Origin of the sequence: Bradyrhizobium centrosematis, from assembly GCF_045571495.1 — a bacterium.
In the GTDB taxonomy this organism is placed as follows: domain Bacteria; phylum Pseudomonadota; class Alphaproteobacteria; order Rhizobiales; family Xanthobacteraceae; genus Bradyrhizobium; species Bradyrhizobium centrosematis.
Window position 1 is genome coordinate 1,730,435 of the sequence record NZ_CP120703.1, and the last position, 22,236, is coordinate 1,752,670.

21 protein-coding genes and 1 pseudogene are annotated in these 22,236 nt (G+C 63.1%); 16 read left to right on the plus strand and 6 right to left on the minus strand.

Going from position 1 to position 22,236, the window contains the following annotated elements; translation table 11 throughout:
• The first annotated feature begins 474 nt into the window (after positions 1-474).
• The 8 genes and pseudogenes from P6U31_RS08300 to P6U31_RS08335 all read left to right on the plus strand — a co-directional run bounded on the left by P6U31_RS08300 (position 475) and on the right by P6U31_RS08335 (position 9,262).
• Entirely contained in the window at positions 475-1,680 is a 1,206-nt protein-coding gene (locus P6U31_RS08300; RefSeq protein ID WP_407187724.1) for a cytochrome P450, read from the plus strand.
• Between the two features lie 93 nt (positions 1,681-1,773).
• Positions 1,774-3,057 (plus strand): annotated as a pseudogene (locus tag P6U31_RS08305) (cytochrome P450); the annotation flags it as partial.
• A gap of 6 nt (positions 3,058-3,063) precedes the next feature.
• Entirely contained in the window at positions 3,064-3,372 is a 309-nt protein-coding gene (locus P6U31_RS08310) for a ferredoxin (protein ID WP_407189791.1), read from the plus strand.
• Positions 3,359-4,204: an SDR family oxidoreductase gene (locus P6U31_RS08315; protein ID WP_407187725.1), complete on the plus strand. Its 846-nt coding sequence runs from the start codon at positions 3,359-3,361 to the stop codon at positions 4,202-4,204. Before P6U31_RS08310 ends, P6U31_RS08315 begins: the two co-directional genes overlap by 14 nt.
• Positions 4,204-5,547 (plus strand): cytochrome P450, encoded by a 1,344-nt coding sequence (locus P6U31_RS08320; protein WP_407189792.1) that lies wholly within the window; start codon positions 4,204-4,206, stop codon positions 5,545-5,547. Before P6U31_RS08315 ends, P6U31_RS08320 begins: the two co-directional genes overlap by 1 nt.
• Positions 5,548-5,653: 106 nt before the next feature.
• Positions 5,654-6,637 (plus strand): polyprenyl synthetase family protein, encoded by a 984-nt coding sequence (locus tag P6U31_RS08325; RefSeq protein ID WP_407189793.1) that lies wholly within the window; start codon positions 5,654-5,656, stop codon positions 6,635-6,637.
• Positions 6,638-6,827: 190 nt separating this feature from the next.
• Entirely contained in the window at positions 6,828-8,378 is a 1,551-nt protein-coding gene (locus P6U31_RS08330; RefSeq protein ID WP_407189794.1) for a hypothetical protein, read from the plus strand.
• Positions 8,375-9,262 carry a terpene synthase family protein gene (locus P6U31_RS08335; RefSeq protein ID WP_407187726.1) on the plus strand — a complete coding sequence of 296 codons (888 nt, stop codon included), beginning with the start codon at positions 8,375-8,377 and terminating at the stop codon, positions 9,260-9,262. Before P6U31_RS08330 ends, P6U31_RS08335 begins: the two co-directional genes overlap by 4 nt.
• Positions 9,263-9,723: 461 nt before the next feature.
• Here the strand turns inward: P6U31_RS08335 and P6U31_RS08340 are convergent, their stop codons facing one another.
• Positions 9,724-9,855: a hypothetical protein gene (locus tag P6U31_RS08340; protein ID WP_407187727.1), complete on the minus strand. Its 132-nt coding sequence runs from the start codon at positions 9,853-9,855 to the stop codon at positions 9,724-9,726.
• 79 nt (positions 9,856-9,934) lie between these two features.
• On the minus strand, positions 9,935-10,228 hold the full coding sequence (locus P6U31_RS08345) for an ABC transporter substrate-binding protein (protein ID WP_407187728.1): 294 nt from the start codon (positions 10,226-10,228) through the stop codon (positions 9,935-9,937).
• A gap of 222 nt (positions 10,229-10,450) precedes the next feature.
• Here P6U31_RS08345 and P6U31_RS08350 point away from each other — a divergent pair, with 222 nt between their 5' ends.
• A complete protein-coding gene (locus P6U31_RS08350; RefSeq protein ID WP_407187729.1) occupies positions 10,451-10,843 on the plus strand; it encodes a hypothetical protein in 393 nt (130 codons plus the stop codon).
• 699 nt (positions 10,844-11,542) lie between these two features.
• On the opposite strand, the gene P6U31_RS08355 is transcribed toward P6U31_RS08350, so the two are convergent.
• Positions 11,543-11,926, minus strand: a complete 384-nt coding sequence (locus tag P6U31_RS08355; RefSeq protein WP_407187730.1) for a DUF1622 domain-containing protein — start codon at positions 11,924-11,926, stop codon at positions 11,543-11,545.
• Positions 11,927-12,100: 174 nt separating this feature from the next.
• Here P6U31_RS08355 and P6U31_RS08360 point away from each other — a divergent pair, with 174 nt between their 5' ends.
• From P6U31_RS08360 to fabI, 7 genes are all read left to right on the plus strand, one after another.
• Positions 12,101-13,396: a DUF2254 domain-containing protein gene (locus P6U31_RS08360; RefSeq protein ID WP_407187731.1), complete on the plus strand. Its 1,296-nt coding sequence runs from the start codon at positions 12,101-12,103 to the stop codon at positions 13,394-13,396.
• Between the two features lie 17 nt (positions 13,397-13,413).
• A complete protein-coding gene (locus P6U31_RS08365; protein ID WP_407187732.1) occupies positions 13,414-14,058 on the plus strand; it encodes a hypothetical protein in 645 nt (214 codons plus the stop codon).
• On the plus strand, positions 14,055-15,143 hold the full coding sequence (locus P6U31_RS08370) for an AI-2E family transporter (protein WP_407187733.1): 1,089 nt from the start codon (positions 14,055-14,057) through the stop codon (positions 15,141-15,143). Before P6U31_RS08365 ends, P6U31_RS08370 begins: the two co-directional genes overlap by 4 nt.
• A gap of 64 nt (positions 15,144-15,207) precedes the next feature.
• Positions 15,208-17,427, plus strand: coding sequence for a DUF3141 domain-containing protein (locus tag P6U31_RS08375; RefSeq protein ID WP_407187734.1), 2,220 nt, complete (start codon positions 15,208-15,210; stop codon positions 17,425-17,427).
• 29 nt (positions 17,428-17,456) lie between these two features.
• Positions 17,457-18,419, plus strand: a complete 963-nt coding sequence (locus tag P6U31_RS08380; protein ID WP_407187735.1) for a phosphate acetyltransferase — start codon at positions 17,457-17,459, stop codon at positions 18,417-18,419.
• Between the two features lie 5 nt (positions 18,420-18,424).
• Positions 18,425-19,639 (plus strand): acetate/propionate family kinase, encoded by a 1,215-nt coding sequence (locus P6U31_RS08385; RefSeq protein ID WP_407189795.1) that lies wholly within the window; start codon positions 18,425-18,427, stop codon positions 19,637-19,639.
• Positions 19,636-20,424: an enoyl-ACP reductase FabI gene (gene fabI, locus P6U31_RS08390; protein WP_407187736.1), complete on the plus strand. Its 789-nt coding sequence runs from the start codon at positions 19,636-19,638 to the stop codon at positions 20,422-20,424. The genes P6U31_RS08385 and fabI overlap by 4 nt, the downstream gene beginning before the upstream one ends.
• Positions 20,425-20,454: 30 nt before the next feature.
• On the opposite strand, the gene P6U31_RS08395 is transcribed toward fabI, so the two are convergent.
• Genes P6U31_RS08395 through P6U31_RS08405 form a run of 3 tightly spaced genes read right to left on the minus strand, consistent with a single transcriptional unit; the run spans position 20,455 to position 22,236 of the window.
• On the minus strand, positions 20,455-20,913 hold the full coding sequence (locus P6U31_RS08395; RefSeq protein WP_407187737.1) for a MaoC family dehydratase: 459 nt from the start codon (positions 20,911-20,913) through the stop codon (positions 20,455-20,457).
• A gap of 14 nt (positions 20,914-20,927) precedes the next feature.
• Positions 20,928-21,578, minus strand: coding sequence for a 3-oxoacid CoA-transferase subunit B (locus tag P6U31_RS08400; protein ID WP_407187738.1), 651 nt, complete (start codon positions 21,576-21,578; stop codon positions 20,928-20,930).
• Between the two features lie 4 nt (positions 21,579-21,582).
• Positions 21,583-22,236: a CoA transferase subunit A gene (locus P6U31_RS08405; RefSeq protein WP_407187739.1), complete on the minus strand. Its 654-nt coding sequence runs from the start codon at positions 22,234-22,236 to the stop codon at positions 21,583-21,585.

A 22,236-nucleotide genomic window follows, 5' to 3' on the forward strand; every position in this document is an offset into this window, starting at 1 on the left:
CGATCTAGAGTTCTTCTTTTGGGAACCCACAAGAATTGCGCTCCTCGCAAGCGATGCAACCAAACGGGAAAAGACCTTGAGCGTGGAGTGAGACCGCAATCGGCGCTGTGGGACTGATCCGAGGCTATATTGGTGGAGACTTGGGTGGCGGGATTAATCGAACCTCCTTCGTCAATTCCAACATTCAGTCTATCTATGGCGATTCCGACAGATCCAATGTCAACCGGCCGCACAGCCCGCACTTGTCGTTCGGTAAGGGCCCGCATTTCTAGCTGGAGGCGCCGAGCTAGCGCGCCCGGGAATTGCGCTGCGCTCCCCCGTGCTGTTCGTGCGGTTGGAGAGGGTGGCGTTGACCATCGCCGCGCTCCATCGCCGCGGAGGATCTCGTCTACACGCTGTCTTACATCATTCGCTGCCCGCAGCGCTCGCTGGTCACCTTTTGCTCTTCCATTGCTTTGAGATTGAAGCGCCATTATGCCCCAACAGCTGCCCTTGCCGACGCTGCCGATGTGGCGCGGCGATCACATTGAGCCCTCGCCCGAGATGTTGGCGCTACGCGCCAACGGTCCGATCCACCGCGTTCGTTTCCCGTCCGGGCACGACGGCTGGTGGGTGACAGGCTACGACGAGGCCAAGGCGGTGCTGTCGAACGCAGCGTTCCGGCCCGCGGGAATGCCGCCGGTGGCATTCACCCCGGATTCGGTGATTCTCGGCTCGCCGGGGTGGCTGGTCTCGCACGAGGGACGGGAGCATGCTCGGTTACGTACGATCGTCGCTCCGGCCTTTAGCGATCGCCGGATGAAGCTGCTAGCGCAGCAGGTCGAGGCAATCGCCGCGCACTTGCTCGAGGCGCTGGCGGCCCTGCCCCAGCCCGCGGATCTGCGGCGGCACCTCTCCTTTCCGCTTCCGGCCATGCTCATCAGCGCGCTGATTGGCGTGCACTACGAGGATCACGCCTTTTTCGCGAGGCTGTCGGACGAGGTGATGACGCACCAGCATGAAAGCGGCCCGAGCAGCGCTTCGCTGCTGGCCTGCGAAGAACTGCGCGCCTACATTCGTGGCAAGATGTGGGACAAGCGCCAGGATCCGGGCGAGAACCTGCTTACGGATCTGCTGGTGGCCGTCGAGCAGGGCAAGGCGAGCGAGGAAGAGGCGGCAGGCTTGGCGGCGGGTATGCTGGTGGCCGGGCACGAGAGCACCGTCGCGCAGATCGAATTCGGCCTACTGGCCATGCTCCGCCATCCACAACAGCGAGAACGCCTTGTCGGCGATCCATCCCTGGTGGACAAGCCGCTGGAGGAAATGCTGCGGATGTACCCCCCGGGCGCAGGCTGGGACGGCATCATGCGCTATCCAAGGAGCGACGTAACCATCGCAGGCGTGCATATTCGTGCGGAGAGTAAGGTGCTGGTCGGCCTGCCAGCAACCTCGTTCGATCCGCGCCATTTCGACGACCCGGAATTCTTCGACATCGAACGCGAGAGAGAGCCGCACCTGGCGTTCTCCTGCGGTCCGCACTCCTGCATCGGTGGGGCGCTGGCCAGGCTGGAGCTCAAGGCGTTGTTCGGTTCGATCTTCCAGCGCTTCCCCGCGCTGCGCCTGGCCGTGGCGCCCGTGGCACTGAATTTGCGCAAGGAGATCATCACACGTGGGTTCGAGAAGTTCCTCGTGCGCTGGTGATGTGCAGAGATCGCTGGGGATGCAACCGTCTCCGCAATTTTCCGGCCCGCCAGCTGCGTAACGGTCAGATCAGCCCGCCCACAGGTATTGAAGATGGACGTACAAGAAATCACGGCTGAATGCCGGGACGCCTTCGCCGAACTAGCATCGCCGTCGCGGATCCGCGACCCGTATCCGTTCATGCGGTGGTTGCGCGAGCACGATCCGGTGCATCGTGCGTCGTCGGGCCTCTTTCTGTTGAGCCGCCACGCCGACATCTACTGGGCGCTCAATGCAACAGGCGACGCGTTTCGGGGGCCGGCGCTGGGCGAGTTGGCGCGCTATTTTCCGCAGGCGGCGACCAGCCTTTCGCTTCATATGCTGGCCTCCACGCTAGCGATGAAGGACCCACCGAACCACACGCGTCTGCGCCGGCTGATCTCGCGCGATTTCACCATGCTCCAGATCGACAAACTGCGGCCGAGTATTGCGGGCATTGTCGCGGCACGACTGGACAGCATGGCGCCCGCGCTGGAGCGCGGGGAGACCGTGGACCTGCATCGGGAATTTGCGCTGGTCGTGCCCATGCTGGTCTTTGCCGAAATGTTTGGCATGCCCGAAGGGGACATGTTTGATCTCGCCACAAGCATCGGCGCCATTCTGGAGGGCCTGAGCCCGCGCGCAAGCGATCCCCAAATCGCCGCCGCGGACGCGGCCAGTACTAGAGTGAAGGCTTACTTCGGGGGGCTCATACAGCGCAAGCGTGCCGCTCCTTGCCACGACATCGTGTCGATGCTGGTCAGCGTACACGACGATGATGCCGACACCCTGTCGGATGCGGAGCTGATCAGCATGTTATGGGGCATGCTGCTGGGCGGATTCACCACAACTGCGGCAACAATCGATCATGCGGTCTTGGCGATGCTGGCGTATCCCGAACAGCAGCACTGGCTGCAGCGAGACGCCATGGGTGTCAAAGCATTCGTCGAAGAAGTGCTACGCTACGATGCGCCCGCTTTGTTTAGCTCTATCCCGCGCATCGCCCAGCGCGACATCGAGCTTGGCAGCGTGGTGATCCCGAAGAACGCGGACGTGCGCGTTCTGGTCGCATCCGGCAATCGCGACCCGGACGCCTTCGCCGACCCCGACCGCTTCGATCCAGCGCGGTTCTACGGCACCACTCCTGGCATGTCGGCCGACGGGAAAATCATGCTGAGTTTTGGCCATGGCATCCACTTCTGCCTTGGTGCGGAACTGGCCCGGGTGCAGTTGGCGGAGTGTTTGCCACGGATTCAGGTCCGCTTCCCGACATTGGCATTGGCCGAGCAGCCTACGCGGGAACCCTCTGCATTCCTTAGAACGTTCCGTTCGCTGCCGGTACGGCTGCGTGCGCGGGGGGCTGAGATGTGCGTCGTGGTCGACCGGGATCTGTGCGGGACCAGCGGACAGTGCGTGCTGGCACTGCCGGGCACCTTTCGCCGGCGCAAATCGGACGGGGTAGCCGAAGTGGCCGGAGATCGAGTCCCGCAGACGCTGCACGCCGCCGTGCGGCTCGCAGCCAGTCAATGTCCGGTCGCCGCCATTCGAGTTATCGAAAGCGAAGTTGGCGATGACGAGCACGTCCGCATCGACAATGCGTCTTCCCCGGCGGGAGGCGAGCGGCATGCCGCAAGAGACGAACGCAATACAAGAGGAACGGATGGGACGGTTTGAAGGCAAGGTAGCTGTCGTGACCGGCGCCGGCGCTGGTATCGGTAAGGCATGCGCCCTCGCCATCGCGCGCGAGGGCGGCAAAGTGATGGTCGCCGACATTGACGGCTCGGCGGCCATCGCCTGCACCACGCAAATCGCCGCGGAGGGGGGGCACGCGCCGGCCCTGGCTACCGACATCGCCGATGCACAGGCTGTGGCAGAGCTGTTCGAGATGGCGGAGCGGCGTTTCAGTGGGGTCGACCTGCTGGTGAACAACGCGAGCGCCATGCATCTGACCCTGCGCGACCGCGCGATCCTCGACCTGGACCTTGCGGTCTGGGATCAGACTATGACGACCAATCTGCGCGGCACGTTGCTCTGCTGCCGGCAGGCCATCCCACAGATGGTCGTCCGCGGCGGGGGCGCGATAGTCAACATGTCGTCGTGTCAGGGGCTCAGCGGTGACACCGCGCAGACGTCTTATGCTGCGTCCAAGGCAGCGATGAACATGCTGTCGGCCTCGCTAGCCACCCAGTACGGTCATGCGCATATCCGCTGCAACGCAGTTGCACCGGGTCTCATCATGACCGAGCGTCTTCTCGCCAAGCTAGACGAATGCATGCAACGGCATCTGCGCCGGCATCAGCTCCTGCCGCGGGTCGGCCGCCCCGAGGACGTGGCCGCGCTGGTGGCCTTCCTGCTCTCCGACGATGCTACGTTCATCACCGGCCAGGTCTTGTGCATCGACGGCGGCATGCTGGCGCATGTGCCGACTTACGCCGACGGTGGCAACAGCCCCGCTGCACGGACTTTCGGCGAGACCACCAAATCGGCCCAGTTGCCGCGTTGGTGATAGACATGCTGCTCAACCCGCTGAATCGCCGACATCGGCTGCGGCACGGCATCCCGGTCGTGCCCGGCGCTTTCCCGTTGATCGGGCATCTTCCCGCCATCGTCTGCGACCTGCCGCGTCTGCTACGGCAAGCGGAACAGACGTTGGGGAGCCACTTCTGGCTGGATTTCGGGCCTGTCGGACACTTGATGACCTCCATGGATTCGGAGGCGTTCGCACTGCTGCGACACCGCGACGTATCCTCGGCGCTGATCGAAAAGATTGCGCCCGAAGTTTTTGGGGGAACGTTGGTGGTGCAGGACGGCGGCGCGCACCGGCAGGCGCGTGATGCGATCCAAGCGGCGTTCCTACCCATGGGCTTGACCCAAGCCGGCATCGGCGATTTGTTCGCGCCCATTATCCGGGCGCGGGTGCAGAGATGGCGGGACCGCGGCGACGTACCCATCCTGCGCGAAACTGGCGATCTGACGCTCGAGCTCATCTTCAGCCTCATGGGAATCCCTACGCAGGAGCTGCCGGAATGGCATCGCAAGTACCGGCAACTGCTACAGTTGATTGTCGCGCCCCCGATCGATCTGCCCGGATTGCCTTTGCGGCGCGGCCGCGCTGCCCGCAACTGGATCGATGGGCGGCTGCGTCAGTTCATTCGCGACGCGCGTGAACATGCCGCGCGCACCGCTTTGATGAACGACATGGTGAGCGCCTTCGATCGCAGCAACAGCGCGCTCTCCGATGAGGTCCTGGTTGCCAATGTCCGTTTGCTGCTGCTTGGGGGGCACGACACCACCGCCTCGACGATGGCCTGGATGGTGATCGAGCTGGCGCGCCAGCCCGGGCTGTGGGACGCTCTGGTCGAGGAGGCGCACCGCGTGGGCGCGGTGCCGACCCGGCACGGGGACTTGGTGCAGTGTCCGGTAGCGGAGGCGCTGTTCCGTGAGACACTACGCATGCATCCGCCGACGCCGCTCCTGGTACGTCGCGCAGTGCGTGAATTGCGACTCGGACAACGGCGCATTCCCGCGGGCACCGATCTGTGCATCCCGCTGCTGCATTTCTCTAACTCGGCGGTGATGCACGAGGCGCCCGATCAGTTTCGGCTGGCGCGGTGGTTGGAACGCACAGAGCCGATTCGGCCGGTGGACATGCTGCAGTTCGGTACAGGCCCACACGTCTGTATGGGCTACCACTTGGCATGGATGGAATTGGTCCAGTTCTCCATCACCTTGGCGTTCACCATGGGCGCGGCCAAGATGCGGCCGCGGCTGCTAAGCGGCGTCGAAAAAGGCCGGCGGTACTACCCGACCGCACATCCGTCCATGACTATCCGCATCGGATTCTCATGAGTTGGCATCGCGTGCCCCGGTATCGACGCAGCAGCGCCAGCGCTGCCGCCGCTGCACGGTGCGATCTCGACGACACCTCGGCGGCTAGGATAAGGATATGAACAACATGCAGACCGGTTACACGCCACAGAACGACAGAACTGGTGAGTCCGGCGGATTGGCCGCCGACCCATCTGGCGGGCCGCAGCCCGAGATCTGGATGCGGGACGGAACAAAGCGGGTCGAACGGGTGCTTGCGCGTCTTCTTTGCGCCGAACATGACGGTGAGACCGATCTGATGGCGGCGATGCGTTACGCCACCTTGCATGGCGGGAAGCGCACCCGCGCCTTGCTCTGTCTGGCAGCCGGCGCATTGGCCGACAGGCCGGCGCACATGCTCGACGACGTCGGCGCCGCCATCGAGATGATGCACGCCTGTACCCTGGTCCACGACGATCTGCCCGCGATGGATGACGATGTGCTTCGTCGTGGCTTTCCGACCGTCCACGTCAAGTTTGGCGAAGCTACTGCGATCCTGGTCGGCGATGCGCTGCAGGCGCACGCCTTTCTAACCCTGGCGGGCCTGAATGCGCCGGGCGAAAACCGTATCGCGCTTGTGCGCGAACTGGCGCAGGCGGTGTCAGCCCAGGGTGCTGCGGGCGGGCAGGCCATGGATCTGTCGCTGGTTGGAAAGCACGTCGAGTTGGACAGGATTGTGGCGATGCACCGGATGAAGAGCGGAGCGCTGGTACGCGCATCCGTTCGCATGGGCGCACTATGTGCGGTCGAGGAGGATGCTGCGCACGCAGCGCTATACCGTGCGCTTGATCACTACAGCGCCGGTTTCGGCCTGGCGTTGCAAGTAATCGACGACATTCTCGACGTGACAGCGGATACCGCGACGCTGGGCAAGACCACCGGCAAGGACGCGGCGGCACAGAAGCCGACCTGCGCGTCGATCATGGGACTGCAGGCAGCACGTCAGTTCGCGCTGGATCTGTTACGAGATGCCGGGGAGGCAATCGCGCCACTGGGGCCGCGTGCGGAACGGCTGGCGCAACTCTTAGGGCGGACCAACGTGTATCTCTTCCAGCACGCGCCATGCGCTTGAACGCGCCCCCCTCATTGAGCCGCCGCTGTCCCGCTCCATCTGCCGGCGGCAGCCGTGCATGCTGCTGCCTACCCCCGGTCCCTCGGCGCTGATTGCTGCGGTTGCCGGCTCCGGGGGCGTGCCTGCGGCGACATGCGGAATGACTGCCGAATCCCGCTTCTCGTCAACCGTCAGCAAAAGGGCCTCCTTCGTGAACGTGCTGTCCGAGCAGATCCTTTCCGAATTGCACCGCCTGCTGTGCGAAATGAGCGATGGCGGCAGTGTCGGTCCGTCCGTCTACGATACGGCGCAAGCGCTGCGCTTCTACGGCAAGCTCGCGGATCGGCAAGACGCATACGCGTGGCTCATCGCGCAGCAGCAGGCCGACGGCGGATGGGGAAGCGCGGACTTCCCTCTTTTCCGCCATGCGCCCACGTGGGCGGCATTGCTGGCATTGCGGCGTGTCGATCCTCTTCTTGGTGCCGCTGACGCACTCCGTGCTGCCACCCGGTTCCTTCAGCGCGAACCTGATCCCTACGTGGATGCGGTTCCGGAAGACGCGCCGATCGGCGCTGAGCTGATCCTGCCGCAGTTTTGCGACGAGGCTGCATCCTTGCTGGGGGACGTAGGGTTTCCGCGCCATCCAGCGTTGTTGCCGCTGCGGCAAGCGCGCTTGGCCAAGCTAGCGGCGGGGGCGATGTTGCCGAGCGGCCATCCGATGCTACACTCTTGGGAAGCCTGGGGGACATCGCCCACCACCGCATTCCCGGATGACGACGGTAGCATCGGCATCAGTCCGGCGGCTACTGCCGCCTGGCGTGCGTACGCCGTAATACAGGGGAATACGCCGTCCGTCGCGCGCGCCGATGGCTATCTGCAGACGGCCTCCCGGGCGACGCGCTGTGGCATCGAAGGTGTGGTTCCCAACGTCTGGCCTATCGATGTGTTCGAACCATGCTGGTCGCTGTACACACTGCATTTCGCCGGTCTGTTAGCGCATCCCGCCCTCGCCGAGGCGGTCCGCGTGATCGTCGCGCAGCTCGAAGCCCATCTGAGCGTTCGCGGTCTCGGCCCGGCCTTGCACTTCGCGCCCGATGCCGACGACACCGCCGTTGCGCTGTGCGTCCTGCATCTTGCGGGCCGCGACCCGGCGATCGATGCGTTGCGCCGCTTCGAAAGCGGCGAGCTTTTCGCAACCTTTCCCGGCGAACGCAATACCTCGGTGTCTACCAACATCCACGCCCTGCATGCGCTACGACTTTTAGGCAAGCCCTCGGCAACCACCTGCGCGTACGTTGAGGCCAATCGCAGTCCGCGCGGGCTATGGGACAACGAGAAATGGCACGTTTCGTGGCTCTACACCACCGCGCATGCGATAGCTGCGCTAGCGCAAGGCAAGCCCGATTGGCGCGACGAGCGTGCGCTAGCGGCGCTGCTGCAGGCGCAGCGCCATGATGGCGGGTGGGGCTCCGGCCGCACGTCCACGCTTGAGGAGACTGCGTATGCGCTGTTTGCGCTGTACGTGATCGACCAGAACCAAGAGGCGACAGGGCGCCGACGCATCGCGCAGGTGGTGGCGCGTGCGCTGGAGTGGATGCTCGTCCGCCATGCTGTGCATGCATCGCCGCAGACGCCGCTGTGGATCGGCAAGGAACTGTATTGCCCCACTCGGGTCGTGCGGGCGGCTGAACTCGCCGGGTTGTGGCTGGCGCTTCGTTGGGGGCGGCGCGGACTGGGCGAGGGAGCAGGAGCGACGCAATGATCCAGCCCGAACGCGCGCTGCAACACGTGCTGGAGTGGGGACGATCCCTGACCGGGTTTGCCGACGAACATGCCGAAGAAGCGGTGAGGGGCGGCCGGTACATCTTGCAGAGCATCCACCAGGGCTTGCGCGACATCAGCGCCCGCACGGGTCGCCACCCGCAGGACGAAACGCTGATTGTGACGTTCTATCGCGAATTGGCGCTGCTATTCTGGCTCGACGACTGCAATGACCTTGGCTTGATCGCGCCTGAGCAGCTTGTCGCGGTGGAGCAGGCAGTAGGGCAGGGCGAGCCGTGCGCACTTCCCGGATTCGAGGGCTGCGCTATGCAACGTGCTTCGCTGGCGACGCTCGCCTACGATCGGCGCGACTATGCGCACCTTCTGGAGGATACCCAGCGCTACTGCGCGGCTCTTCGCGCTGGACACGCGCAGGGGGAACGCTGGTCCTACGCCGAGTACCTGCACAACGGCATCGTTTCGATCGCCTACGCGAACGTGTTCTGTTGCCTGTCATTGCTGTGGGGGCTAGACTTAGCAACCTTGCGCGCGCGCCCGGCGTTTCGGCGGGTCCTGCGGCTCATTTCCGCGATAGGGCGCCTGCAGAACGATCTGCATGGAAGCGACAAGGACAGTTCGGCCGGGGAGGCCGACAACGCGGTGGTCCTGCTGCTGCAGCGCTATCCAGGTATACCGGTGGTGGAGTTCCTTGAGGATGAGCTGGCCGGCTATACGCGCATGCTGCACCAGATCATGGCGGAAGAACGCTTCCCGGCGCCGTGGCAATCGTTGCTCGAGGCTATGGCGGCCATCTGCGCGGAGTACTACCAGACCTCACCCAGCCGGTACCGCAGCGACTCCGCGGGAGAGGGCTCGTTCGCCTGAATGCGCACGAGGCGGCGGCGTGCGCACGCCGCCGCGGCTCGGTCCGCCGCCGCCCGAGGAAAGGATTTGAATGATCATGAACGACAGCGGGATACTAGGTTGCGAACCTTTAAGGTGGTCTCCAAGGACTGTAGACTGCAGCGCTGGCGAGAGCGTTGCGGACGGCAGGACGATTGATGGTGATGAGCGTGATCGGCCCGTCGTTCTCGCTAAACAGCTTCGGATCGCCTGCCATGCCTTGATCAACCTCCTGTCGCAACGATCTTTCAATAGTCCCAAGGCCCCTTCGATTTCTCCGGCTTCTTGACTTCGGTCACATAGAGATCACGCAGCAGGCGACATCCGCCCTAATCTGGGCGCCGTGGGTAAATCCGCCTTCGAAGGGCATCCCGCGCATCTTCGCCCAACTTTGTCCGCGTTATTGAAATTCATCGCCGCGATCGCTTTGAGATAGTCCTAATTTAGTCCACGACCGAGCTGTAGGCGCCGGCTTGAACGATGGACGGCGGCCGGCCCATCTTGTCCCAGAAGCGCTTGGCGAGCTTGCGGCTACCGTCGTCGAGATCATGATAGTCGGTCGTCGACGAAATCAAGCCTTGTTCGTCCTTCAGACCAATGCGTTTACGTCGTTGATGAACATCAGGAACGTGACGACCTGAGTGTTCGGACCGATCACCTGTATTCCTGCGCCTGTTTGATGGCGTTGCTGGTGTCGCTACCTGCGGTGGCCAGTGCCATGATCTTGGCACCAGACTCCTGCCCTGCAGCAGGTACGACGAGAAGTCGGGCGTATCCTGCGGCGTACGCACGCCGCCTACGATCGCCGCCTGCTTGGATACGTTTCGTCGCTTCGGCTTCCTTCGACTTGCCAAACGCGAAGTCGGCCGTGATGAAGAACCAGGTATCTCCGCCGCGCTTCAGCACCCGTTCCGGCGGGGCCGCAGTGAGTGCGTAGGCGCCGTTCATCGAGTGAAAGCTGTAGGGCGAGCAGGCCTTGACTGGTTGCCACTATATCCAAATTGACGATCCCCTGCTCAGCTACTTCCTCGATCCCAATTTGCGGGCTGAAGTCGTCGCCAATGGTGAAGATTCTCATACGAGGCTGCGGCGCTATATCCGTCGGATCAACTACTGCATCTCGGAGAGATCGGCTCACACGACGGTCGGTATTAATTTGCCGCTGCAAATATGCGCAGCACATCGCTGGCGCAGGGAACGCATGTAGGGATCACGGACGCGTGTTTTGCGTTGCTCAATGTCGATCGCTTCCTGCTCGAATATGACGACGAGCGCAGCGGCTCATTTGCTCCGCTCCGCTTCATACTCAACGAAAAACAAGTCGTACTGGGCTTGCATGCCTGGCTCGAAGATAAAGATACCCTCAAGCGACGCCTGGACAAAGCTGCGCGTTTGATCGATCCCTCATTGCTGGCGCTTAGCCCGCAGTGCGGCTTCGCCAGCGTGGTCGAAGGCAACCTCATTGCCGAAGCGGCTCAAAGCGCCAGGCTGGCACTGACCCAGACACTGCGCGCGAGTATTGGGGCACGGTATAGAAGTGGATCGCACTCCAGGTTTGCCTAGGCCACGTGTGAATAGGCTTTGACGACGCTGACGGCCTCCTCCGGCGGCCCAGGACGTTGCGCGTCGCCGGTGAGGACTTCGGCGTGTGGCGCCCGACGAAGCGCAAGAACCGAGTGCTGCGAACCCATGAATTGAACTCGCCCGAAGGGGGCGAGGCGGACGAGGCGAATCGCGCACGAACCGCGGATTTTGGCGAATTATCAACTCGCCACCTCGTGGGTCAGGCTGACCGCCGATAGGAAAATAGGGCTTCCGAAATAGTGGGCTTCGCGCTGTAGCGGTCCCCCGCTACCAAGATTTTCTTTCGACAAATCAATATCATGTATCGATTTGATCGTCATCCGTAGCGGCTTACCCTTGCGCTGCAAGCGCCTTCTGTACCCGCTCTTGTACCCAAGATTTCGAATCCTTCGCCGACGCGCGGCCATACCGCTGACACCATTTCGCTACCAGGATCAGGCAGGACGTCACTGCCCGGATGACCAAGTCGTCTGGCTCGATTTCCGGACCAGGCGCTACTATCTGGCCGGGCAGAAGCTCTACGGCCTCGGAGACAACGGGAGCTACGTTTGCCGGAAGGAAGCCGTTGCGAGTGGCTTTCGACGTTCGTTGCTCGGTATTCGATAGTCGAGCCCAATTGCGTCTGCGGCAACATTCAGAGCCGGCGAGCGCTTAGTCGGCTGAGCGCGCTTCTCGACCTTACGCTTGATCCGTAGGCTCGCGCTCCGGCTGCCATGGCCAGCGGCCTTCGATCTCCAATGTCAGTGTCCAGCTCAGGAAGGTGCGGACCACGACCAATCCGGCCAATAGGCCGAGGCTTGCGAACGTCAGCTCGATCGCGATCGTTTTAACGATATCGGCTGCAACCAGCACCTCGAGCCCGAGCAACAGCGATCGTCCGATGCTGATCTTGTAGCTGTCGTAGCGCGACGCGACGTTTCGCCCAAACACGTAGCGCGCGGACCAGACGATCCCGATCACGATGATGAACACGCCGAAGATTTCGATCCCGATGCCGACGAGGTGAATCCACTGGCTGGTGGCGGTCTCGAAGGAGGGAGAAGGATCAGTGGCGGAATTCATGTTCAGAGGCTGCGTTGCGGCATGGCGTCCCGAAGGCCGAGGGGCCGTCCCATGAGCGCGCATTGATCCACGCGCACAGTTCGCATCATTGATCAAGATCAACGAACCGCTCGCAACCGCGAAGATGCTGTCGCCTGCGCCTCGTCGGAAGCCGTGGATGGGAAAGGAAGTGGCATGCAGCTCTGGCTGATCCCCACGCTCTACGCGATTGCGAGCGTTGCGGCCGGCTTCCTGGTCCCGCGCGTGGAATCGTCGTTCCTCGCCGTCAGCCTCAACCTGTCGACGTCCTCCGCCCAGGCTTACCTGTCGGCAGTCGCCTCCGGCATGATGGCGCTGACCGGCATCGTGTTCTCGATCGCCTTCGTGCTCGTGCAGTTCAATGCCCTAGCCTATTCGCCCCGCCTCGTCGTCTGGTTCGCGCGAGACCGGCTGCTGTTTCATTCGCTCGGCATGTTCGTCGCGACCTTCATGTACAGCCTCTCCACGCTCGCCTGGGTCGATCGCCAGGGGACCGAAGGCGTGCCTCTGCTGTCCGCGGCGATCGTGGCCACCATGCTGGTGGCCAGCGTGTTGATGCTTGCGCAGCTCGTGCAGCGCTTGAACAATCTCCAGATCATTAGGGTGCTGCAGGCGCTCGGCGATACCGGCCGGCAGGTCATCGCCAGCACGTATCAGTCAACCCCGTGGCGGAGATCGGGCAAGGCTGTCCCAGCCCAGCAGCAGGCCTATCCGGCGGACGTGACCGTCAGGCACGTCGGCAATCCGCAGTCGGTGACCTCGATCGATATCGGCAGGCTGCTCGACCACGCGCGCCGGCTGGACGGCGTCATCGTGCTGGAGTGCGGTGTCGGCGACACGCTGCTCGAGGACAGTGTCGTGCTGCGCGCCCGGGGCAGGACCAATCCGACAGCCGAGAAGGAGCTGAGCGCATGCGTTCATCTCGACGAGCAACGCACCTTCGAGCAGGACCCGAAATATGCCATGCGGCTGCTCGTCGATGTCGCGATCAAGGCGCTGTCTCCGGCCATCAACGATCCAACGACGGCCGTGCAGGCCATCGATCAGATCGAGGACCTGCTGCGGCGGCTGGCGAAATGTGACCTGGAGGCCTGTTGGGCCTTCGACCAAGAGGGTGTTCCAAGAGTGCTCTATCGGATGCCGACCTGGGAGGATTATCTCGCGCTGGCCTTCGACGAAATCCGCCAGTTCGGATCGACCTCCATCCAGGTAATGCGCCGCCTGCGCGCCGCGCTCGCTGAACTCGCCGAGTGCGGCGAAGAGCGGCGTGCGAAGCGGGTTCGCGACTATCTGGGTCATCTCGACGCCGGGATCGAGCGGTCCAGCTTCGATTCCGAGGATCGCGCTGCGGCCCGTGTCGAGGACCGCCAGGGCCTCGGCTTGTCGCACCCTCACGAGGTGCAATCGGCAAATTTTGCGGGCTCCAGCGAGAAAGGACGGGCAGTCTCGTGATCGTGCAAGCGACCGGATTGACACGCGCCAGACTGCGAGCCCCGCGCGTCGCGGCGGTGGCGGGAATCCTGTTCTCGGTGCTGCTGCTCGCGGTGTTCTGGTTGATGCGGCGCTCCGTCCCGGACGATCCGCTCGAGCCGGGCGCTTGGCTTCACGGCGGCACCGGCAATGTCGCTTTGGCGTTGAACCTCGTGCCCTTCGCAGGCGTGCCATTCCTCTGGTTCGTCGGCTTCCTGCGGGACCGGCTGGGCACGCGCGAGGATCAGTTCTTCGCAACGATCTTCTTCTGCAGTGCGGTGCTGCTGCTCGCGATGTTGTTTGCCGCCGCCGCCGTCATCGGCGCCGTCATTCTGGCCTTCCACGCCGCGCCGAACGTGTTGATCAATTCCGCGACGTTTCATTTCGGGCGGGGCCTGGCCTACGGAATGGTCAACATCTATCTCGTCAAGACCGAGCCTGTCTTCATGATAACGACGTCGACGATCGCGCTCTACACGGGGCTGACGCCGCGCTGGCTCGCCTATGGTGGCTATGCAGTTGCCGCCATCCTCCTGATCGGAAGCTACTACATCGACTGGAGCCTCGTCGCCTTCCCGTTCTGGGTGCTCCTGGTGAGCATCAACATCTGGCTCGAGAAGGACGAGCACGAGGTGCGCTCGTGAGGACGCTCCGCCAGCTGCTGACGGGAGAGGAGTTGATACGGCTGGTGATCCGCATTGGATTGCTGACTCTGTTGATCATCTGGGCGCTTGTCCTGATCCGCCCGTTCGGGACAATTCTCGTCTGGGCGATGGTGCTGGCCGTCGCGTTCAACCCTGTCTTCGTAAGGCTGGCGAAAATTCTGGGCGGCCGGCCGAAGCTCGCGGCCGGCCTTCTCACTGCGCTCAATCTTCTCATTCTTATCGGACCGGCGGCGTGGCTCGGTATCGGCGCGGTGGAGGGACTCAAGGAGTTTGCCGCACAATTGACCGCCGGCGAGCTCAAGATCCCGTCCGCACCGGAGGCGATCAAGAGCTGGCCGCTCGTCGGATCGCAGCTCTATGAGCTCTGGTACCAGGCATCGTCGAACCTTCGCTCGGTTCTGCGCATGGCCGCCCCTTACCTGAAGCCGTTTGCCGGAACGCTTCTCGGGCTTGTCGGGGATGCCGGCCTTGGCGCGGTCAAGTTTCTGCTGTCGGTGGCAGTGGCTGGGTTCATCTTGCCCTATGGTCAGCTGTTCGTGGCGGCTGGAAGGGGATTTCTGTCGCGGATCGTACCCGAACAGAGCGAGCACTTCCTGGATCTGGCGGGCGCGACGATCCGCGCGGTATCCCAAGGTGTGATTGGTATTGCGGTTATCCAGGCTTTGCTTGCGGGGATCGGTTTCAACCTGGCCGGCATTCCGATCGCCGGCCTGCTCGCATTCATCGTGCTGCTGCTCTCGATCGTGCAAATCGGGGCCGCAATCGTCATGCTGCCTGTGATCATCTGGATCTGGACCGACAAGGACGTCACCACGGCAGTTCTGCTGACGCTGTTTCTCGTGATCGTAGGTCTCCTCGACAACATCTTGAAGCCGCTGCTGATGGGCCGTGGGCTCACCACGCCGACTCTGGTGATCCTGCTTGGGGTGATCGGGGGGACCCTCGCGCATGGCATTGTCGGTCTCTTTATCGGACCTATCGTTTTGTCGCTCGTCTGGGAATTGTCGGTGGCGTGGATCGCCATCGACCGTTCTGCCGCGGCTCGCAGTTCGGCCGACCGTTGACCTAAGTCAACGTATCTCCCCGCCGCGGTTCTTCTATGAAGGGGCGGACAAAAGAGGTCGGAACATGTCGATGGAAATTCCAAATCTCCCGGGTGGTCCCCTGTCCGGACTCGTTGCTTCGGCGGTGGACTATCTGATCGATGCCGGGCAACGTAGCGTGCTGTTTCTGGACGTCATGCGCCGGCGCGGCGATCAATATCGCGAGCATGTTGCGCAAACTGCGCCGCACGTCCTGCAATATGCCGCCGAATTGATCATCGATGGTCGCAAGCTCGACGAGCCCGTCAACTACGCGCTGGTCCGCATCATTCCGCCGAAGGGCATCGAGATCGATCTGGATCGGCGTCCGTTCATCGTGGTCGATCCGCGCGCCGGACATGGCCCGGGCATCGGCGGTTTCAAGGCCGACAGCGAGATCGGTGTCGCGATGAAAGCGGGCCATCCCTGCTATTTCGTCGGCTTCCTGCCGGAGCCGATGCCGGGACAGACGATCGAGCGCATCGCGCGTGCTGAAGCTCTGTTCATCGAGAAAGTCATCAGCCTGCATCCAAAAGCCGACGGCAAGCCTTGCGTCATCGGCAATTGCCAGGCCGGCTGGGCGGTCATGATTCTGGCCTCGCTGCGGCCGGAGCTGTTCGGACCGATCATCATCGCCGGCGCGCCGCTCGCCTATTGGGCCGGCGTGCACGGCAAATATCCGATGCGCTATTCGGGCGGTCTGTTGGGCGGAAGCTGGCTGACGGCCCTTGCGAGCGATCTCGGCGCGGGCAAGTTCGACGGCGCGTGGCTGGTTCAGAACTTCGAGAACCAGAACCCCTCGAACACGCTCTGGACAAAGCAGTACAACGTCTATTCCAAGGTCGACACCGAGGCAGACCGCTATCTTGATTTCGAACGCTGGTGGGGCGGGCACGTCAATCTGAACGCCGAGGAGATCCAGTTCATCGTCGATGAGCTCTTCATCGGCAATAATCTCGCCGCCGGCAACATCGAGATGTCTGACGGCCAGAAGGTCGACCTTCGCAACATCCGATCGCCTATACTCGTGTTCTGCTCCGAGGGCGACAATGTCACGCCCCCCCAGCAGGCTCTCGACTGGATCCTGGATTGCTACGCGGACGTCGACGAGATCAGGGCCTATGGGCAGACCATCGTCTATACCGTTCACAAAAGCGTCGGCCATCTCGGCATCTTTGTCTCCGGCGGCGTCGCCAAGAAGGAGCACGCAGAGTTCTCCGAAAACATCGATCTGATCGACGTGCTGCCGCCGGGCCTCTACGAAGCGACCTTCGAGGCCAAAGACGAGGAGACCACGAACTCGGATCTGGTCGTCGGCAAGTGGGTCATGCGCTGCGAGGCGCGGACCCTGGACGACATCAGGGCGATGGGCAGTAATTCGCCGGAGGACGAGCGGCGCTTTGCGGCCGCCAAGCGCGTTTCCGAGATCAATCTTGCCGCCTACCGCAAGTTTATCCAGCCCTGGATCAAGAAGGTCGTAGGCCCGCAATTGGCGGAGACGATGCGCGACCTGCATCCGCTGCGACTGCAATATGAGGTGTTCAGCAGCAAGAATCCGCTGATGGCGACGGTCAGGTCGGCCGCGGAGGAGATCGAGGACAAGCGCAAGCCAGTATCGAAGGACAATCCGTTTCTGGCGTTCCAGGAGCAGATGTCCAAGCAGATCGTGCACGCGCTCGATAGCTGGCGCGACGCAACCGAGGCGTTGAGCGAGACCATCTTCCTCAATGTCTATGGATCGCCGGCCTTGCAGTCGGCGTTGGGGATCGATCCTAAGTCGGAGGTCTCTCGCCGCCGCGAAATGTCTGCCGAGCACCGGACGATGCTCGAAAAACGCATCGCCGAATTGAAATTGAAGATCGGCGAGGGTGGCCCGCGTGAGGCGGCCATTCGAAGTCTGCTCTATATCGGATCGGCGCGCGGAATGGTCGACGAGCGCAGCATCGAGGCGCTGCGCCGGGTGCGGCGGGACTACGGCGGGCCGCGTCTGTCGCTCGCCGAGTTCAAGATGCTGGTTCGAGAGCAGTTCTTCATGTTGCTCCTGGATCAGGACAGTGCGCTCGCCGCTATTCCGAGGCTGTTGCCTGATGACGTCAATCAGCGCCGGACTTTGATTGCATCCATGCGCGAGGTGCTCTCCGCCAGCGGCGGGATTACCGGCGAGCGTGCGAACCGTCTCCAGCGGATTGCCACGCTTCTTGGCATCGAGGCCGGGGAGGGGAGCGCGAGCAACGTTGCCCCTTTCGACCAGGCGAGAGCGTCGTAGCCGTCGTTAATAGGATCGGGAGCAACGTCATGGCAGCCGAAACCGGGCAATCGCAATTCGCCAGCAAGTATGACCGGCTGATCGCCGCGGCCAAGGCCGTTCCTCCGGTTCCAACGGTCGTGGTGCATCCCTGCGACGAAACCTCGCTGCGCGGGGCCCTCGACAGCGCACGAGCCGGCATCATCCGGCCAATCCTAGTCGGTCCCGAAGCCAAGGTCCGGGATACAGCCAATAAGTTTGATCTGGATATCTCGGGGTTCGAGATCATCGATGCCGCACACAGCGAGGACGCCGCGGCGAAAGGGGTCGAGCTGATCCACGCTGCCAAGGGCGAGATGCTGATGAAGGGCAGCCTGCATACCGACGAACTGATGCGGGCCGTCACCGCGAAGGCCGGAGGCCTGCGCACCGATCGCCGCATCAGCCATGTGTTCGTCATGGACGTTCCGGCCTATGCCGAGACCTTGTTCGTGACGGACGCCGCCATCAACATCTTTCCCGACCTCGACGCCAAGCGCGACATCATCCAGAACGCGATCGATCTTTACACACAGGCGGGCTTCGGCAAGGCCCCGCGGGTGGCCATCCTGTCGGCGGTCGAAACCGTCACTTCGAAGATTCCGTCGACGATCGAGGCCGCAGCACTCTGCAAGATGGCCGACCGCGGCCAGATCACAGGTGGCGTGCTTGACGGGCCGCTGGCGTTCGACAATGCGATCGACCCTGAGGCGGCGCGTATCAAAGGCATCAAGTCGGAGGTCGCCGGCAAGGCTCAGATCCTGGTCGTTCCCGATCTCGAGGCCGGCAACATGCTGGCAAAGAACCTCGCCTACTTCGCCAAGGCCGACGGGGCCGGTATCGTACTCGGCGCGCGGGTACCTGTCGTTCTGACCTCGCGGGCCGATACGCCGCGTGCGCGGATGGCGTCTTGCGCGGTGGCGTCGCTCTACGCCAACGCGCGACGCAAGCACGCCCCCACGATCGCCGCGTGACCGCCATGGATACGATCCTCGTCGTCAACGCCGGGTCCTCCAGTGTCAAATTCCAGATCTTCTCTGTCGAGGCTGAGGGCCGGCTGCGGCGGCAGATCAAGGGGCAGATGGATGGCATCGGCAGCCGTCCGCGGCTGAAGGCAAGCGGCGCGGCGGGTGATCCCCTGGCAGATCGCGCCTATCCGATCGAGGCCGTGCCCGACGTCTCGACTGCGATGGGTGTTGCCGGCGAGTGGCTGCGCGAGGAACTTCGCATTCACCCGATTGCGGTCGGGCACCGGGTGGTTCATGGCGGCCCGGATTACGACAAACCGGTTCTGATCGACCACGGCGTGGTGGCCCGGCTGGTGCGCTTCGTCAATCTCGCGCCACTGCACCAGCCGCACAACCTGTCGCCGATCCGCTCCATCCTGGCGAATTTTCCGACGCTGCCGCAGGTCGCCTGCTTCGATACCGCATTTCACCGCACGCACGGCCCCCTGGCGGACTACTATGCAATCCCGCATCAGCTACATGCGGAGGGCGTGCGGCGCTACGGCTTTCACGGCCTGTCCTATGAATATATCGCGCGAACCCTGCCAAGCGTTGCGCCGGAGATCGCGAAGCGCCGGGTGATCGTTGCTCACCTCGGCAGTGGTGCCTCGATGTGCGCCATGAAGGACGGGCGCAGCGCCGAGAGCACCATGGGTTTCACCGCACTGGACGGCCTGCCAATGGGAACCCGGCCGGGCCAGCTCGATCCCGGCGTCGTGCTCTACCTCATGGCCGAGAAGGGAATGTCTGCTGCCAGCGTGCAGGACTTCCTCTATCGCGAATGCGGTTTGAAGGGCCTTTCTGGGGTCAGCAACGACATGCGCGAGCTGGAAAAGAGCGAGGATCCCAAAGCAAAGCTCGCGATCGACTATTTCGCCTACCGGATCGGCCTCAACGCCGGCATGCTGGCGGCGGCTCTGCAAGGTCTCGATGCCTTCGTCTTCACGGCCGGCATCGGCGAGAATTCCGCAACCATTCGCGCCCGCGTGGTCGAGCAGCTCGGTTGGCTCGGAGTGACGCTGGACTCAATCCAAAATTCGCGCCACGCGCGATTGATCTCGCAGCCCGGCAGCCTCATTCCAGTTTACGTCGTCCCGACCGACGAAGAGCTGATGATAGCGCAGCATACGCTTTCGCTGCTGATGAACACGCCATCGAGCAACCCCAAGCAGGAGAGGGTGTCATGATTCCCGTCTATCCCGATACCAAGGTTGCCCTGAAGGGCAAGAAGGGACTGGTCGTCGGCATCGCCAACGATCAATCCATCGCCTGGGGTTGCGCGAGGGCGTTCCGAGCGCTCGGGGCCGAGCTCGCCGTCACCTACCTGAACGACCGTGCGAAGAAGCACGTCGAGCCGCTCGCCCAGGCGCTGGAAGCGCCGATCTTCATGCCGCTCGACGTGATGGTTGAAGGGCAGACGGAGCAGGTCTTTGAAAGGATCGCAAAGGAGTGGGGACAGCTCGACTTCCTGCTGCACTCGATCGCGTTCTCGCCCAAGGAAGCGCTGCACGGCCGCGTCGTCGACGTCGGCCGCGAGGGCTTCCTCAAGACCATGGAGGTCTCCTGCTGGTCCTTCCTGCGAATGGCCCACCTGGCCGAGCCGCTGATGAAGAACGGCGGCACGATGTTCACCATGACCTATTACGGGAGCCAGATGGTGGTCGAGAACTACAACATCATGGGCGTGGCGAAAGCGGCGCTGGAATCTGCCGTTCGCTATGCCGCGGCCGAACTGGGTCCGAAGGGCATCCGGGTGCATGCGATCTCGCCGGGGCCGTTGGCCACCCGTGCGGCTTCGGGTATTCCGGAGTTCGATGAACTGATGGACAAGGCGCAGTCGAAAGCGCCGGCGCGGAGTCTCGTGAGCATTGACGATGTCGGCAATGCCACCGCATTTTTGGCGCTCGATGGTGCCAAGCTCATGACCGGCGGGGTGCTGTATATCGATGGCGGCTACCATATCATCGACTGAACAACGGGATGGCGTTGATCGCGCCAGCACTCAGCGATAGTGCAGCGCGATCAGCTCGGCGACACAGGCCGGCTTCGCGCCGCCTTCGATCTCGATCACGAGATGATAGTTCACGCGCAAGCCGTCGGGAGGCACGTCCTCCGCTTCGGCAATGGTCACGCGTCCTCGTAGTCTGGATCCCGCCGGCACGGGTGCCAGGTAGCGAATCCGGTCCGCGCCGTAATTGAGAGTATTGCGCAGGCCCTTCAGGCCGATCACCGATCGGATGAAGAGAGGTGCGAGCGCCAGCGACAGAAGCCCGTGGGCGATGGTCTTACCGCCGGGCATCTCCTTCCTGGCACGCTCCTGGTCGACGTGGATCCACTGCTCGTCGCAGGTGGCCTCCGCAAACTGGTTGATCCGTTCCTGGGTAATCTCGACCCAGTCGCTCACCCCGATCTCGGTGCCCACAGCCGCCTTGATTTCTTTGAAGTCGCTGAATATCCGCATCCTGCTTCCCCCGCTCAGATCTTCATTTCCGGGACGGTGTCGCCGACCACGAGATCGGCGTCCGTGACTGCCATGACCTCGCCGACGCTGACACCGGGCGCAGTCTCAAGCAACGTCGCTTTGCCACCCGGAAAGCCAATCACTGCCAGGTCGGTGACCACGAGGCTCACCGGTCGATCCGATGTCAGCGGCAGGTCACATAGCTTGACGATTTTGGATTTGCCCTTCGCCGCATGCTGCATGGCCACGATGACCCGTTTGGCGCCGCTGACCAGATCCATGGCTCCGCCCATGCCCGGCACCATCTTGCCCGGGATCATCCAGTTGGCGAGGTGGCCGTGCGCATCGACTTGGAGGCCGCCGAGCACGGTGACGTCAACATGGCCGCCGCGGATCAACCCGAAGGACATCGCACTGTCGAACGTGCTTGCGCCGGGCAGGGCGCTGATCGGACGGCCGCCGGCGTCGGTGAGCAGCGGATGCTCCATCCCCTGCTCGGGAATAGGACCGGTGCCGATCAGCCCATTTTCGGACTGGAAGAAGACCTTCAAATTCGGCGAGACATAGTTGGCGACCAGCGTCGGGATGCCGATGCCGAGATTGACGAGGTTGCCCGGCTTGAGCTCCTGCGCGACGCGGCGGGCGATGATCTCCTGTGCGTCCATGAGTTCACCCATTCGAGTTCGCAATGAGGTAGTCGACGAGCGGCGCCGGTGTCATGACGTGATCCGGCGCAATGACGCCCACCGGCACGATGTGCTCCGCCGTCACAATGACGGTATCCGCCGCCATCGCCATCACCGGATTGAAATTGCGGGAGGTCAGGGCGTAGGAGAGATTGCCGAGATAATCGGCGAGGAAGGCATGCACCAGCGCGAACTGTGCCCGCAGCGCGGTTTCGAGCAGGTATGGCTTGCCATCAACCTCGATCTGGCGCTTGCCTTCGGCGACCAGCGTACCGACCCCCGTCGGCGTGAGCACGCCACCCAGGCCGCAACCGCCGGCACGGATGCGCTCGGCGAAGGTCCCCTGCGGAATGAGATCAACCGCGACCTGGTTCGTCAGCATTTGCTGCTGCGCCTTCGGATTGAGCCCGATGTGGGTGGCCGTCAGCCGTGATACCAGCGCGGCATCGAACAGCTTGCCGACGCCTTTGCCGGGCGTGGCTGCGTCGTTGCTGATGATCGTGAGATTGCTCTTGTTCTGCCGCACGAGTTCATCGAGAAGACGCTCGGGCGTTCCGACCCCCATGAAACCTCCGACCATCACGCTGGCGCCGGTTGGGATCATCGCAACGGCTTCTTCGACGGAAACGGCCTTCAT

Coding starts and splice junctions, on each gene's coding strand:
- P6U31_RS08300 (WP_407187724.1), top strand. CDS start 475: ATGCCCCAACAGCTGCCCTTGCCGACGCTGCCGATGTGGCGCGGCGAT.
- P6U31_RS08310 (WP_407189791.1), top strand. CDS start 3,064: ATGTGCGTCGTGGTCGACCGGGATCTGTGCGGGACCAGCGGACAGTGC.
- P6U31_RS08315 (WP_407187725.1), top strand. CDS start 3,359: ATGGGACGGTTTGAAGGCAAGGTAGCTGTCGTGACCGGCGCCGGCGCT.
- P6U31_RS08325 (WP_407189793.1), top strand. CDS start 5,654: ATGCAGACCGGTTACACGCCACAGAACGACAGAACTGGTGAGTCCGGC.
- P6U31_RS08335 (WP_407187726.1), top strand. CDS start 8,375: ATGATCCAGCCCGAACGCGCGCTGCAACACGTGCTGGAGTGGGGACGA.
- P6U31_RS08345 (WP_407187728.1), bottom strand. CDS start 10,228: ATGAACGGCGCCTACGCACTCACTGCGGCCCCGCCGGAACGGGTGCTG.
- P6U31_RS08350 (WP_407187729.1), top strand. CDS start 10,451: ATGCGCAGCACATCGCTGGCGCAGGGAACGCATGTAGGGATCACGGAC.
- P6U31_RS08355 (WP_407187730.1), bottom strand. CDS start 11,926: ATGAATTCCGCCACTGATCCTTCTCCCTCCTTCGAGACCGCCACCAGC.
- P6U31_RS08360 (WP_407187731.1), top strand. CDS start 12,101: ATGCAGCTCTGGCTGATCCCCACGCTCTACGCGATTGCGAGCGTTGCG.
- P6U31_RS08375 (WP_407187734.1), top strand. CDS start 15,208: ATGTCGATGGAAATTCCAAATCTCCCGGGTGGTCCCCTGTCCGGACTC.
- P6U31_RS08380 (WP_407187735.1), top strand. CDS start 17,457: ATGGCAGCCGAAACCGGGCAATCGCAATTCGCCAGCAAGTATGACCGG.
- P6U31_RS08385 (WP_407189795.1), top strand. CDS start 18,425: ATGGATACGATCCTCGTCGTCAACGCCGGGTCCTCCAGTGTCAAATTC.
- fabI (WP_407187736.1), top strand. CDS start 19,636: ATGATTCCCGTCTATCCCGATACCAAGGTTGCCCTGAAGGGCAAGAAG.
- P6U31_RS08395 (WP_407187737.1), bottom strand. CDS start 20,913: ATGCGGATATTCAGCGACTTCAAAGAAATCAAGGCGGCTGTGGGCACC.
- P6U31_RS08400 (WP_407187738.1), bottom strand. CDS start 21,578: ATGGACGCACAGGAGATCATCGCCCGCCGCGTCGCGCAGGAGCTCAAG.
- P6U31_RS08405 (WP_407187739.1), bottom strand. CDS start 22,236: ATGAAGGCCGTTTCCGTCGAAGAAGCCGTTGCGATGATCCCAACCGGC.